This is a genomic window from Paenibacillus sp. JMULE4 (assembly GCF_013337105.1).
Classification (GTDB): domain Bacteria; phylum Bacillota; class Bacilli; order Paenibacillales; family NBRC-103111; genus Paenibacillus_G; species Paenibacillus_G naphthalenovorans.
In genome coordinates this window covers 88836-103680 of record NZ_SGWF01000018.1, presented here as the reverse complement: position 1 = coordinate 103680, position 14845 = coordinate 88836, and the positions used below count along the sequence as shown (strand labels likewise).

Genomic DNA, 14845 nt, shown 5'->3' with positions numbered 1-14845 from the left:
CTCAGCTAAACGATTCTAAATGTTCCGCCTTCGGCATAAGGTAAGGTATCCATCCAAAACAAAAAACTCCGCCGCAGGTACTTCCTCACGCAGACGGATTGTTCATGATCAGCCTCTAAAAGGAGAGATGAGTTTATGAAGCTGCTTCCGATCGGTTCGAAGCAGATCGCATTTGTGAGCTATGACGATCAATCCTCGCAAATGCATATTCAGTATCATACGGGCCAAACGCTCACCTGCAGCGGCATAAAACCGGAGCAATACCAGTCGCTGCTGCAATCCCCCAACCGGTACGATATGATCATGAAGCTGACAACCGAGCAAAGTTTTTTGCCCCCTCGCATCCAATAAACGCATAAGCACAGGATAACGAATAACGAATAAAGCTTCACCCCAATCTCCACTTGGCTGGCGGCGGACATCGAAGAAGATGCACCCGGACCGCAGCTTCGGATTGGAGATTTTATTATTTCCGTATACGCCCTGGAAAACCGGAAATAATAGTTTCATAGGATCGAAGCGCGATTTCACCCTTGAGCTTTCGCCGAAAGCGCGCCGGTCTCCGTTTTCATTCCATTTTCATGGATTGACCGGATTGTCATAAAAAGGTACTCTGAAAACTAGATTGCATTCTGGATAGAGAAGGATGTGGGTGGATTGCCAAGGCATTTAGTCATCGGGAACGGCAAATTTTTGATCAATTTGGATCGTCAAACGTATATCCGCGATTTGTATTATCCTTATGTAGGCCAATTAAACCATGTCGGCGGCTATCAGTGCAGAATCGGCCTGTGGGTTGACGGCGCGTTCAGCTGGCTCTCCGATCCGGACTGGAATATTGAGCTTTCCTATGCAGAGGATTCGTTGGTCACCGAGGTCAAGGCCTCCCACTATCATCTTGGAATTACCCTGCTCATTAACGACGGCGTCCACCAGCGTGAAAATATATATTTGAAGCGGGTGCAAGTTCACAATCATTGGGACAAAGTACGCGAAGTGAGGATGTTCTTCAATCAGGATCTGGTCATTAACGAGACCGAAGTCGGAGATACGGCGGCCTACTACCCGCAGAACAACACGGTATTTCATTATAAAAAAGACCGCTACTTTATGTTCAACGGGCAGACCGGCAGCGAGGGTCTGTTTCAATATACAACCGGGGTCAAGCGTTTCTACAACGCCGAAGGCACCTGGCGCGATGCGGAGGACGGCCATCTGATGGGCAACGCCATCGCCCAGGGGTCTGTCGACAGCACCATCAGCTTCCGGCTTCATGTGCCCCCGAATTCGGATGAATGGCTTTACTATTGGATGACGGCGGGCAAAAACCTCGAAGAGGTCAAGAAGCTCGACGCCTATGTCAAAGAAAGCCATCCCGGCAAGCTTCTGGACAGGGTTAAAATTTACTGGCAGCGCTGGGTGAATAAATCGGAACGCGATTACGGCAACCTGAGCAAGGCCTGTATTCGTCTTTACAAGCAGAGCCTTCTGATCGTCCGTACCCAGACGGATGTGAACGGCGCCATTATCGCCGCGAACGATTCCGATATCATGCAGTCCAACCGCGATCATTACAGCTATATGTGGCCGCGCGACGGCGCTCTGATCGCCTATGCGATGACCATGGCGGGATATCAGGGAATGATTACGCCTTTCTTTCATTTTTGCGCGAACAGCCTGTCGCCGGAAGGCTACCTGCATCATAAATACAACCCGGACGGAACGGTCGGTTCCAGCTGGCATCCTTATCTGAACGGCGGAAAAATGCAGCTCCCCATTCAAGAGGACGAAACGGCGCTTGTCCTGTTCGCGCTCTGGCAGGATTATGTCAGACACGGCGATATCGAGCTCCCGCAATCGTTGTACCGAACGCTGATCCGCCCCGCCGCACGGTTCATGTCGAGCTACATCGAGCACGACCTGAACCTGCCGAAGCCCAGCTACGACTTATGGGAGGAGCGGTACGGCATCTTCACCTTCACCTCATCGGCGGTGTATGGCGGACTCATCGCCGCATCCAACTTCTGCAGCTTGTTCGGCGACGAAGAACGGGCCAGCCGTTACCGCCATACGGCGGAGAAGATCAAGTCTGGAATCCTGAAGCATTTGTACAATGAGGAGGAAGGCCGTTTTGTGCGCGGTTTGGTTCTGGATAACGGCGTTTGGATCCAGGACAAAACGCTCGAAAGCAGCGTCTACGGCATCTTCGAGTTCGGCGTTCTGCCCGCCGATGACCCCCGCGTGGTCAAGACGATCGAAGCCAACCGCGCCGGGCTTACGATCAAAACCGATGTCGGCGGCGTTGCCCGCTATCATCACGATTATTACTTTCAGCGCTCGTCCGACATTAAGAACATCCCGGGCAATCCCTGGATCATCTGCACTTTGTGGATCGCTGAATGGGAAATTGAATGTGCCAAGACGGTGGAGGATTTGGAGGCTCCAAGACGCACGCTGGAGTGGGTCGTCCAGCATGCGATGGAAAGCGGCATTCTGCCGGAGCAGCTCGATCCGTTCGACGGCGGGCCGGTATCCGTCGCCCCGCTCTCCTGGTCCCACGCAACCTACGTGCTGGCCGTGGTGAAATACATCGAGAAATACCAAAAGCTGAAGCCCCCGGCCAAGGCCTGACGATAAACAAGCCGGATTCAACCGGGCAGTTCTTTGAATCCGGCCTTCATGGCTCTTCTCCGCTGAAACCTTTTTTTAGTAAAAAAAGCAACCCGACCTTCGTCAGGCTGCTTCTTATTCATGAACGTAGGTTGCTTCGTATTTGTCCGCGTCCCATAACCGTTCCAGATCGGAGGGGTCGGTCAGCTCGACTACGATCATCCATCCCTCTCCGTATGGCGACAGGTTGATCAATCCGGGGTTGTCCGCCAGCTTGCGGTTTACCTCGATCACTTTACCGGATACCGGCGCGTAAAGCTCCGTTACCGTTTTTACCGATTCCATACTGCCGAACGGCTCTCCCGCCTGCAGTTCATCTCCTGCTTCGGGCAGCTCCACGAAGACGATCATGCCAAATTCCTCTTGGGCAAAATCCGTCAATCCGATGATCGCACGCTTGCCTTCCAACCGCACCCATTCATGGTTCTCGCTATATTTGAGCCCTTGTAAAATTTCCATTCCTGCTCCCCTTTGCTTATGTAGTAAAAAACCTCAGACCCGCCGGGGAGGCGGGTTGAGGAATCTATTTTTAAAGACGATTACTTCGCAACCAGGTGCTTGTCGCCTTTTTTCCAGCCTACAGGGCACAAACCGCCGGATTGCAGCGCTTCAAGCACACGGTAGGTTTCCTCCACGCTGCGGCCAACGTTGTTGTGATGTACCACTTGATATACCAGTTCGCCTTCTGGATTGATGATGAACAGGCCGCGCAGCGCAATACCTTCTTCTTCGATCAATACACCGTAGTCACGGGCAACTTGCTTCGTAATGTCGGAAGCCAATGGGAAGTTCAGCTTGCCAAGACCGTTTTGGTCAACCGGAGTGTTGATCCATGCACGGTGGGAGTGAATGCTATCCGTCGATACGCCGAGGATTTCAGCATTAATAGCATTGAATTGACCGGCTGCTTCGCTAAGCGCCGTAATTTCAGTCGGGCATACGAATGTGAAGTCGAGCGGATAGAAGAACAGTACGAGCCATTTGCCTTTGTAATCAGACAAAGAAACTTTACCGAACTCTTGGCCGTCTCCGGTTGCCGTTGCCATGGTGAAATCCGGTGCCGGTTTGCCTACCAATCTTTCCGTCATATCTGAAAATCCTCCTTAATTGATAATGGTTATCATGGTATAGATGGTAACATTTTGACCTATAGAAAGTCAATAATTGGAATCCTTATCTTATTATAAATATTATAATCTGTTATATTTCTGACATTTGTTTCTGTGTGTGCAGAAAAACTCTTAAGAAGTCCTATTTCTCAAGAGTTTTCCGATTGCTTTATATTTTATTTTCGGATGGCGTTTACAATCAATTCACCCATAGCGCTCGTTCCGATCGCTTTGCTCTTGTCTACGGCGATGTCTCCCGTACGGTGGCCGGCGTCCAGCACTTCTTTCACGGCCCGCTCAATCGCTTCCGCAGCATCATGATATCCGAATGTCAGTCTGTACATCAATGCTACAGAGAGGATCGTCGCAATCGGGTTGGCAATGCCTTGACCTGCGATATCCGGCGCGGAACCGTGTACAGGCTCGTACAAACCGAAGGCTCCTTCACCCAGCGAAGCGGAGGACAGCATACCGATAGAGCCTGTCAGCATAGCCGCTTCATCGCTCAAAATGTCACCGAACATATTCTCCGTCACGATAACGTCGAAGCTCGACGGCCGGCGCAGAAGCTGCATCGCGCAGTTGTCTACAAGCACATGCTCAAGCTCTACATCCGGGTAGTCCGGCGCGATGCGGTTGACCGTTTCTCTCCACAGGCGGGACGTTTCGAGTACATTCGCTTTATCGACGGACGCAAGTTTCTTTCTGCGGGTCCGGGCAATGTCGAAGGCCTGGCGAACGATGCGCTCCACTTCCGCTACATTGTAAACGCAGGTGTCCACTGCTTCCTGGCCGTTCTCTCCTTCGCGGCGGAACTTCTCGCCGAAATAGATGCCGCCGGTCAGCTCGCGGACAACGATCAGATCCGTCCCTTCCAGAACCTCAGGCTTCAACGTGGAAGCATCCTTCAGGCAGTCGAAGATGACCGCGGGACGAATGTTGGAGAACAATCCAAGCGCTTTGCGGATACCCAGAAGCCCTGTTTCCGGACGCAGCTCCTTCGGATTGTTGTCCCATTTGGGCCCGCCGACAGCCCCCAACAGAACGGCATCGGACTTTTTGCATATCTCCAGCGTTTCTTCCGGCAGCGGCGTTCCTTTCTCATCAATGGCGATTCCGCCAAACAGGCCGTGTTCAAACTCAAAACGGTAGCCGAACACTTCCTCTGTTTTCTTCATAACCTTAATTGCTTCCGCCACAACCTCGGGACCGATACCGTCTCCGGCGATTACGGCAATTTTTTTCACGTCTGCCATGAGTTGCATTCACTCCTAATCTAGTTCATTATATCTTTTGTAGCATATTTCCCTCTGTTTTACAAAGATATAAAATCTATCATCTTGATAGGCAAAAGCTATAGATATAATCCTTATGAAAATGAAAAACATATGCAAATCAAAGGTTCTTCCTGTCACCAACTTCATTAGCCGATAGTATTGGAATGGATAACCTTTCTTTCTTTTTGGATTTGCCTCTTGTCTGCACGTTGCCGACGATATATTTACCGAATGGAAATCTGTTCAAGATCGCCGCCAGCAGGATGGACCCCGCAATCGCTGTAACAAATAAGTAAATGATATAAGCTATTGCGCCCATTATGGGCAATGGACGCAATACCAAAATAAAAGCCAGATGTAATAAGTAAATACTGAATGAATAGTTACTTATTAAATAAATAAAGCGGGGGACATTTTTAAGCTTTGATGTAATGTACATCAGTAAAAAAATCATGGAAGTCGAAAATAATATATTGTCAAACCGCTTCGACGACAGGTCAATTCCCGTATAGTTGAGAATGGAGACGGACAACAAAAAAGTTAATATCGGCGCAAGCAGAACGATAACTCTGTATTTGTGAAGGTTTGACTTTAAGATGTCATAATGAGCGCCGCAATAGTATCCCAGGGCAAAGTAGAAAATCCATCCCGGGAATAACATAAAGTAACCGCGATTCCATATATACCCGCTAAATGGAACACCCGATACCGGGTCTGTCAGGTTAAACGCTGCGAGATATACAAAATTAATGAGGAATGCGACAACCAAAAAATTTCGCTCACGACATTAGCATTCATTCAATCTCCTCCATGATACAATATGTATCAAATAATTATACATATCGTATCATATTGCAGCAAGAACTTATGCCTACTGCCGACAATACAGCAGCCGCGACGATGCTGCGACGCCTTCTCGGGCCGCCGGCTGCGTCCTCTACCCGACTTTTGAATCGCCATGGCATGACGCAATGAATGGACCGGCAAACGATCAGTTCATTTTCACAGTTGTCACAGGGCTTGGAAAGGATTAAAATGAAATTTATACAATGACTTTACTTCTTTTTAATAAAAAGGAGCCTTGCGCTTATGTACTATCATTTCTCAGATACGATTAATAGCTTTGAATCCTCAGCCGTTCGCGAAATTCTCAAGCTGACGCAGGGCCGTTCGATCATTTCACTGGCCGGAGGACTTCCCAACGAGCAGTATTTTCCGCATGAAGCGGTGCGCGACGCCTTCGCGCGCGTTTTTGAGCGGGGGAGCAAATCCGTTTTGCAGTACGGGCTTACGGAAGGCTATACGCCGCTTCGGGAAAGCCTGACGAAGCATCTGGCTCGCAAGGGAATCAAAGCAGGCATAGAAAACATGCTGCTGACCACCGGCTCTCAGCAGGCAATCGATTTGCTGACTCGCATATATATCGACCCGGGTGACGTCATTCTGGTCGAAAAACCGACTTATCTCGCTGCCATTCAAGTGTTTCAATCCTATAAAGCCAAGCTCGTTTCCGTAGATTGCGATGAAAACGGAATGAATCTGGAAGATCTGGAACGCAAAATCAAGCAGCATCGTCCTAAAATGATTTATGTCATTCCTACGTTCGCAAATCCGACTGGCAAAGCATGGAGCCTGGAGCGCCGGCAGGGCACGCTGAACCTGTGCAAATCCAATAGCGTGCTTATTCTGGAGGACGACCCTTATGGAGAGCTGCGTTTCAACGACACCGAAACCTTCCCGTCCATTTATTCGTTGGACGACGGTCCGAACGGAGGAGCGGTCGTATACACGAGCACCTTCTCCAAAATCGTCGCCCCGGCGCTGCGTACCGGCTGGGTTGTCGGCGACAAGAACGTGATCCTTCATATGACCCGCGCCAAGCAAGCTGCGGATCTGCACTCCAGCACCATGGACCAGCAGGCGCTGCACGAGCTGTTCCAGCAGTTTGACTTGTACTCGCATATCGATCTGATCCGGACGCAATACGAATCGCGGATGCGCGAGATGGTCAGATTGCTGCAGGCCAAAAACTGGGAAGGGGTCCGCTGGAACGAGCCGAAGGGCGGCATGTTCATCTGGGTGGAGATGCCGCAAGGGATCGATACGCAGGAGCTGTTCAAGCTGGCCGTCGAGGAAGGCGTCGCCTTCGTTCCAGGAATCAGCTTTTTTGCGGACGAGCCTCAAAGGAACTCGATGCGCCTAAACTTTACGCATACGGACAGCGAGGAGATGGTCCTTGCTTTTGACCGGCTGGAACGAGCGCTGCAGCGCATGAAAACCGCCGCTCACTGATAGTAGATCAGCTCAAAGCCCGTCCGGAAACGCCTGAATCCGGACGGGCTTTTGCGCTTCCGCTGCGGGCCGGTCCCGGCCGCTTGCACAAAACTACAAAGTGTCCGTCCCATAAGTAGTTTTTAACTACGCAGGGACGGCCCTGTTTTCTTAACTTCTCGTTTCCATACAGAAAAAAAGGTCGAGTAGAGGGCTATACTTGCTCTCTTACCCGACCTTTTTGGTTCATCGCCGCCCACTTTAATAAATTATGGGCAAGGGAAAGCCACCCGACCTCCAGGCTCACTTTGGGCAAGCCGCGAAGCAGGAAACGCCGGAAGTTCCGGTTGTTTTTCATTTGTCCGAACACACTCTCCGGTTCGATCATACGTCGAACCGACAACGCATAGCCTTCCTCACTTCGCAGCTTTTCCCGCACAAAATTAAGAAAAACCTGGCCGCTGGCCAGGTCCTCTAAAATCCTTGTGCAAACCCATACATTTGAGCGTGGGGAGGGATGGGTATGGGGTTCCAACCGCTCTTGAAATCGTGTTTTATTGAATTGATTAGGCGGAAATAACACGATTTCAAAGGCGGCCCGTAAACTTTCCACCCCATACCCATTCCCTCATCTGATCGACTTCGAACTCTCTTCCACTTCTCTTTTCCTTAACCGATCTTCGATGCGGTATTCATATCCATGAACACCCTTATAGTATTCCGGATACATTTCTCCACCACAGGATTCACAAGCGAATTGTGGCGGAACTTCCGGATCCCCATCGTCCATCATGTCAAAATCTCTGACCACACTAAGCGGTATTTCTTCGCTCTGCGAGCACGTCATACATAGATATTTGACGACCTCTTTGGACTGCAGGTGCTTGCTTAGGCTTAACTGCGTTGGTTTCTTCTTCTTCGCTGGTTTTCGTTTCTTCGATACCGGTGAGATCGTTAATCATCCTTTCTAACACCGCCTTGCTTTTTGCACAAACGGCATGCTTTACGACAAGCTGCCCCTCTTCAAGGCAGACTTCTCCCTTGTACTCATAATAACATTGGCATTTTGGACAAACCATAGGGTCTTTCCCTGTCTGCGCTTTGATCCGTTCTTGCCAGTTCCGCCGACGAATCAGCTTTTGTACCTTCACAATCGTCTTCTTAACCTTCTCCTGCCATGTCTGTACTTTTTCTTTACATTCTTTCTTGATCCGCCGCGCGTATAGTCCATAATGGCGGATCATCTTAAAATGCTCATCTGGAATATGACGAATTAACCGCGAAATAAACTCCTCCACGGTTACTTTCTCTTCTTTTTCCATATCATCCGTCTTGTCATGGTAGCGAAATACGACATACTCTCCATCGTATTCCTTAATTCGCTCGATCGCTATGGCCGGACGACGGATATAACGTCCAATGTACCCCAGTTGCGTTTTTACGTCCCCTTTCTGTTTTGGGCCATGTACATAGAAGCCTTCCTCATTTTCGGAGTAGGCTTTTTGCAGCAACGGCTGTACCTGTTTCTTCTGCTCTTCCGTTAAGTGACGGCGAATGAGCTTCAGCACCACCGTCTGCCATTGTTTTCGCAGTTTCTTAAACGGAATGTAGTCGTAGGTCTTCCACTCCCCGTTCGCTGTCATACCTCCCATTGTCACAAGCATATGCACGTGCGGGTTAAAATTCAGTTTCGATCCGAAGGTATGTAAGCCTGCAATAATCCCAGGCGTTACTTTATGTTTCTTCTCAAAGTGTTCTTGAACCAGTCGGGCTGCTTCGTCCATGAACTCTTTCAGCATTTCCCGGTATTTCAGAAAAATGTCGCGTAATCCTTCATCGATGGTAAGGATGACATGCCTATGGTTCACTTGAAACACGTCTTCCGCCATCACACGGCTCCACTCTTCTGTTTCTCCGCATGAGCACGTCGTACAGAACCGTCCCTTACAGCGGTAAGGAATTTTTCTCGTGTCATGACACCCTTCACAAACCAGCAACTTAAAGCCGTTCCTGGGATTCCCGCAACCAAGAAATTTCTCGATCTCTTTAACGACAACCAGCCGGATTCGTGTTTTATTCTTTTCATAAAACTGGGGCCAATGCTCCAGAAAGATCCGTTTCAGTACGTTCGTCTCCATGTCCTTAGCATACCGAAAATTTCTTAGAAAGGGTACCCCCTTACGCTTTAGTTCTGTAAAGGACTTAAAGATTCTGATATGTTTAAAAAAGGGGGTATCCCCGTCACCTCGGTGACTTTTGGGACACCCCCTTATTCATGAACATAGCTAGATCAACGATACATTATCACGGCTGCGAGCCGGGGACTTCCGCTTCTCTATCAGCCGGTTGATCGCATCCACATAGGCCCGCGCGCTTGCTTCGAGAATATCGGTGCTTACGCCGCGGCCCTGTACGGAATAATCGCCCTGGTTCAGTACGACATGCACCTCACCAAGCGCATCCTTGCCTTGCGTGACCGATTGGATCGAGTAATCTTCGAGCTCGACCTCTTCCTTCGTCGCTTTATCGATCGCATTGAGGATCGCGTCGACGGAACCGTTGCCCAGCGCTACTTCTTCCAGCGTTTCGCCTTCGATCGTCTTCAAGCGAATCGTTGCGGTCGGTGTCGATTGGTTGCCGTAAGAAACTTGAATCGTTTCGAGAGAGAACACTTCCGGCGTCTCGATCAGCTTCTCCTCGATCAAGGCCAGGATATCGTCGTCCGTCACGTTTTTCTTCTTATCGGCCAAATCCTTAAATTTGGCGAAGGCCGCATTAAGCTGCTCATCGTTCAGGTTATAGCCGAGATCGACCAGCTTCTCACGGAATGCATGGCGGCCGGACAGCTTGCCGAGCGTCAGCTTGCTTTCCTTCAGACCGATTGTCTCCGGAGACATGATTTCGTAAGTCGTTTTTTCCTTGAGCATGCCGTCCTGGTGAATGCCCGATTCATGGGCAAACGCGTTAGCCCCGACAATCGCTTTATTGCCCGGTACGACCATGCCTGTCAGCTTGCTCACCAAACGGCTCGTACGGGCGATCTCGGACAACGTAAGCGATGTCTTCGCCTGGTAGAACTCCTGACGTGTCTCCAGCGCCAGCGCTACTTCCTCGATTGCCGTGTTGCCCGCGCGCTCGCCGATCCCGTTAATCGTTCCTTCGATTTGATCGGCACCGTTCAGAATGGCCGCAAGCGCATTGGCCGTCGCCATGCCAAGGTCATCGTGACAGTGCGCGCTGAGCTGAATTTTCTCGATGCCCGGCACATTTTCCTTCAGCGTCTTGAAGATATTGCCGAACTCGTAAGGCGTCATATAGCCAACCGTGTCGGGAATATTCACGACGGTTGCTCCTGCCCGAATGGCCATCTCCGTCACTTCGCACAAGAAATCCAGCTCGGTACGTCCGGCATCCTCGGGCGAAAACTCAATTTTATCGAAATATTTTTTGGCATACCGGATAGCCGCTTCCGCCGTTTCCAGCACCTGATGCTTCTCCATCTTCAGCTTATACTTCCGGTGAATCGGCGAGCTGGCAAGGAACAAATGCAAGCACGGATCCTGCGCATCCTTGAGCGCTTCGCGCGCCGCATCAATGTCCTGCACACGGGAGCGCGAGAGACCCACGATTGTGGCATTCTTCACAGTCCGGGCTACGGCGTTCACGCTGGCCAAATCGCCTGGGGAGGCCGCCGGAAAACCGGCTTCGATCCGGTCTACGCCCAGCTTCTCCAGCTGAAGGGCGATTTCCACCTTTTCTTGCATGTTCAAATTCACGCCCGGCGATTGCTCGCCGTCGCGCAGCGTCGTATCGAAAATATAAATTTTTCTCATGCCGTCTCACCTGCGCTTTATCAAAATTTAACCACTTTATTAAAGCAGAAAAAGGTACAGCCCGGGAACCGTCCGGGAACGAACTTGCCCTGCCGTCCGTTCCCCACAGTTTCCCAAGCTGACCTTATGCCGCTAATCATTCATTGTCAGTTCGATTACTTCTTGATCCAGTGCATCAGTTCACGCAGTTGGGTACCGACTTGCTCCAGCGGATGCTCGGATTCCATACGGCGGGTAGCCGTGAGGAACGCACGACCGGATTGGTTCTCAAGAATAAAGTCGCGAGCAAATTTGCCTTGTTGGATATCGGACAGAACGCGCTTCATTTCCTGCTTCGTTTCGTCTGTGATGATACGAGGTCCGGTTACATAGTCGCCGTACTCTGCCGTGTTGGAGATGGAATGTCTCATGCCTGCCAGACCGCCTTCATACATCAAATCGACGATCAGCTTCAACTCGTGCAAGCACTCGAAATAAGCCATTTCAGGAGCATAGCCTGCTTCTACCAGCGTTTCAAAGCCGGCTTTTACCAGTGCGGATGCGCCGCCGCAAAGAACGGCCTGCTCACCGAACAGATCGGTTTCCGTTTCTTCACGGAAAGAGGTTTCAATAACTCCTGCACGTGTACAACCAATACCTTTGGCATAAGCCAAACCGATGGCTTGGGCTTGACCCGTAGCATTCTGATGAACTGCGATCAGACCAGGCACGCCGAAGCCTTCCACGAATACACGGCGTACCATGTGACCCGGGGATTTTGGCGCGACAAGCAGAACGTCTTTATCCGCAGATGGATTGATTTGACCGAAATGGACGTTAAAGCCGTGAGAGAACATGATCGTTGCACCATGCTTCAGGTTCGGCTCGATTTCATTCTTGTAAACGCTCGCTTGCGTTTCGTCCGGCATCAAAATTTGAACGACGTCAGCAAGCTTGGTCGCTTCCGCAACGGAATATACTTCAAATCCGTCGTTTTTCGCTTGATCGAAGGAACGACCTTGGCGAAGGCCGATAATCACTTTCAGACCGCTGTCACGCAGGTTTTGCGCTTGGGCGTGTCCTTGACTGCCGTAGCCGATGATGGCAATCGTCTTGCCCTTTAATACGTTCAAATCAGCATCTTTCTCATAATACATAGTGACTGCCATGATATAATAGCTCCTCCTTTAATATAAACCCTGTGAGCGGGTGCTCAAGCGGACCACGAGCGTCTTCCAGTTATGTCATCCGATTGAGCCCCCGCTCACAGAACATTGTACTACGATTTCCGGAAAATCTTCAAACGCTTATTTCACCATGCCTCGAATCATTGCGGTGACGCCGGTTCGGGACAATTCCTTGATCCCGTAAGGCTTGAGCAGCTCGGTCATCGCATCGATTTTTTCCGAATCGCCTACCACCTGCACGACCAGCGTGTTCGGACCGATGTCAACGACAGCTGCACGGAACGTCTCGACCACGCCGAGAATCTCGGGACGGACGTTCGGCTCCGCATTGACCTTGATCAGCGCGAGCTCGCGAGCTACCATCGGATTCGAGCTCAAATCGACCACTTTGATGACATCGACCAGCTTGTAAAGCTGTTTGGATACCTGCTCCAGCGTATGATCATCACCCGTGGTAACGATGACCATACGGGACAAGCCTTGCTCCTCGGATTCGCCGACAGTAATGCTCTCGATATTGAAGCCCCGGCGGCCGAACAGGCCGGATACGCGCTGCAGCACACCGGGCTGATTGTTCACTAGAACGGATATGGTGTGTTTGCGAGTCATTTACGAATCCCCCATTATCATTTGGTCTATCGTCGAGCCCTGTGTTACCATCGGGAAGACGTTCTCCCCTTTAGGCACGATGAATTCGACAAGCACCGGACCCGGGGTGTCCAACGCTTCCTGCCATACGCGGCGGGCATCTTCTTTGTTGGCAGCTCTCAGTCCCTTCACGCCGTAAGCTTCGGCCAATTTCACAAAGTCCGGACTGCCGGCAAGATCAATATGGCTGTATCGGTTATCGTAGATAATCTCCTGCCACTGGCGGACCATCCCCAACACCTGATTGTTGATGACGACAATCTTCACCGGAATCTGGTTGATGGCGCAAATCGCCAGCTCCTGCGAGCACATCTGCATGCCGCCGTCGCCATTGATCGATATGACCAGCCGATCCGGATGGGCTACCTGCGCGCCGATCGCCGACGGGAAGCCGAAGCCCATGGTGCCGAGACCGCCGGAAGTGATCCAGGAACGCGGATGGTTGAACTTGTAGTACTGCGCCGTCCACATCTGGTGCTGGCCTACATCCGTTGTTATAATGGCCTCTCCCTTGGTCGTCTCATTGATCATCTCGATGACATACTGCGGCTTCAGCTCCGTATCCGAATCCTGGTAGGTCAGCGGGAAGTTCTTCTTGTTTTCCTGGTTCCAGGCGATCCAGTCTTTGGACTGGGACGGCTTCGCTTTGAGGTTAGCCAGCTGCAGCACCTTTTTCACGTCCCCAACCACCGGAATCGCCGTTTCAACGATTTTGCCGATTTCCGCCGGATCCACGTCGATGTGGACGATTTTCTTCGCTTTGGGGGCAAAGCCGTTCACCTTCATCGTCACGCGATCGTCAAAACGCGCGCCAATGCCGATCAGCAGATCGCAATTCTGCAGCGCATGGTTGGCCGCATACGTTCCGTGCATCCCCGGCATCCCGAGCCACAGCTCATGCGCGCTTGGAAAGCCTCCCAGGCCAAGCAACGTCGTGGCGACGGGAATGCGGGTTTTCTCCACGAATTCGACCAGCTCTTTGGACGCATCCGCGTAAACGACGCCGCCGCCTGCGATAATGACCGGGCGCTCGCTTTCCGCAATCGCCTCCAGCATACGGTCCACTTGAAGCTTATGGGGCTGTACCGTCGGGTGATAGCCGCGGATGTCCACTTTTTCCGGATAGTAGAACGGCGCGGTATCGTTCGATACGTCCTTCGGTATATCAATCAGCACCGGTCCTTTGCGGCCGGTCGAAGCAATATGGAACGCTTCTTTAATGATCCGCGGCAGATCCTTCACATCCCGCACCAGGTAACTGTGCTTCGTGATCGGCATCGTAATGCCGGTAATATCCGCCTCCTGGAACGCGTCCGTACCGATCACCGTCGTCGCCACATTTCCCGTGATGACCACCAGCGGCACCGAATCCATATAAGCTGTAGCGATACCGGTGACAAGGTTGGTCGCTCCCGGTCCGGAAGTGGCTATACATACGCCGACCTTGCCGGTCGAACGGGCATAGCCATCCGCCGCATGAATGGCGCCCTGCTCGTGCCTTGTCAGCAAATGGCGGAAATCCGGATTGCCGTGCATGGCATCGTAAATATATAAAACCGCTCCGCCAGGATAGCCGAAGACGCAATCTACATCCTCCAGCAGCAAGCTGCGCAGCAGCATTTCCGATCCTGTTATCACATCCGGCTTCAGCAGCTCTTCACGCAGCTGCTCTTTCGACTTTTGTTTGGTTTGAACGATCATGTGTAGCCCTCCTCTCAAAAAGTCCGATAACAACTAAAAACCCCTTTCGCCCCAAACGCAATGGTTGCGTCTGACGGGACGAAAGGGGTTGATCTTCCGTGGTACCACCCAGATTTGTTAAATGCCTCACGGCAAATAACCTTAGCAGGTAATGCACGCCGCTAGCAGGC

Annotated in this window: 12 protein-coding genes and 1 pseudogene; 3 read left to right on the top strand and 10 right to left on the bottom strand. The window is 51.2% G+C overall.

Annotated features, from left to right (window positions below; all coding sequences use genetic code 11):
* Positions 1-135: 135 nt before the first annotated feature.
* The gene (locus tag EXW96_RS20800) at positions 136-351 is read left to right on the top strand and encodes a KTSC domain-containing protein (RefSeq protein WP_054820132.1); all 216 of its coding nucleotides are present in this window, start codon (positions 136-138) and stop codon (positions 349-351) included.
* A gap of 306 nt (positions 352-657) precedes the next feature.
* Positions 658-2631 (top strand): glycoside hydrolase family 15 protein, encoded by a 1974-nt coding sequence (locus tag EXW96_RS20795; RefSeq protein WP_074729923.1) that lies wholly within the window; start codon positions 658-660, stop codon positions 2629-2631.
* Positions 2632-2745: 114 nt separating this feature from the next.
* On the opposite strand, the gene gcvH is transcribed toward EXW96_RS20795, so the two are convergent.
* The 4 genes from gcvH to EXW96_RS28675 form a co-directional block, all read right to left on the bottom strand.
* The gene (gcvH, locus tag EXW96_RS20790) at positions 2746-3129 is read right to left on the bottom strand and encodes a glycine cleavage system protein GcvH (protein WP_062409834.1); all 384 of its coding nucleotides are present in this window, start codon (positions 3127-3129) and stop codon (positions 2746-2748) included.
* 80 nt (positions 3130-3209) lie between these two features.
* Entirely contained in the window at positions 3210-3758 is a 549-nt protein-coding gene (locus EXW96_RS20785) for a peroxiredoxin (protein ID WP_062409835.1), read from the bottom strand.
* A gap of 197 nt (positions 3759-3955) precedes the next feature.
* Positions 3956-5035: a 3-isopropylmalate dehydrogenase gene (leuB, locus tag EXW96_RS20780; RefSeq protein ID WP_174351302.1), complete on the bottom strand. Its 1080-nt coding sequence runs from the start codon at positions 5033-5035 to the stop codon at positions 3956-3958.
* A gap of 139 nt (positions 5036-5174) precedes the next feature.
* Positions 5175-5825 carry an acyltransferase family protein gene (locus tag EXW96_RS28675; protein WP_375256469.1) on the bottom strand — a complete coding sequence of 217 codons (651 nt, stop codon included), beginning with the start codon at positions 5823-5825 and terminating at the stop codon, positions 5175-5177.
* Between the two features lie 320 nt (positions 5826-6145).
* Between EXW96_RS28675 and EXW96_RS20775 the strand changes: the two genes are divergently transcribed.
* The gene (locus tag EXW96_RS20775) at positions 6146-7348 is read left to right on the top strand and encodes an aminotransferase-like domain-containing protein (protein WP_174351301.1); all 1203 of its coding nucleotides are present in this window, start codon (positions 6146-6148) and stop codon (positions 7346-7348) included.
* A 193-nt stretch (positions 7349-7541) separates the two neighbouring features.
* On the opposite strand, the pseudogene EXW96_RS28125 reads toward EXW96_RS20775, so the two are convergent.
* From EXW96_RS28125 to ilvB, 6 genes and pseudogenes are all read right to left on the bottom strand, one after another.
* Positions 7542-7763, bottom strand: a pseudogene (locus tag EXW96_RS28125) (transposase); the annotation flags it as partial.
* 376 nt (positions 7764-8139) lie between these two features.
* Entirely contained in the window at positions 8140-9465 is a 1326-nt protein-coding gene (locus tag EXW96_RS20765) for an IS91 family transposase (protein WP_254611157.1), read from the bottom strand.
* A 147-nt stretch (positions 9466-9612) separates the two neighbouring features.
* Positions 9613-11160, bottom strand: coding sequence for a 2-isopropylmalate synthase (locus EXW96_RS20760; RefSeq protein WP_054818196.1), 1548 nt, complete (start codon positions 11158-11160; stop codon positions 9613-9615).
* Between the two features lie 155 nt (positions 11161-11315).
* The gene (gene ilvC, locus EXW96_RS20755; RefSeq protein ID WP_054818195.1) at positions 11316-12308 is read right to left on the bottom strand and encodes a ketol-acid reductoisomerase; all 993 of its coding nucleotides are present in this window, start codon (positions 12306-12308) and stop codon (positions 11316-11318) included.
* A 138-nt stretch (positions 12309-12446) separates the two neighbouring features.
* A complete protein-coding gene (gene ilvN, locus EXW96_RS20750; protein ID WP_054818194.1) occupies positions 12447-12935 on the bottom strand; it encodes an acetolactate synthase small subunit in 489 nt (162 codons plus the stop codon).
* On the bottom strand, positions 12936-14675 hold the full coding sequence (gene ilvB / locus EXW96_RS20745; RefSeq protein ID WP_174351299.1) for a biosynthetic-type acetolactate synthase large subunit: 1740 nt from the start codon (positions 14673-14675) through the stop codon (positions 12936-12938).
* Positions 14676-14845: the final 170 nt, after the last annotated feature.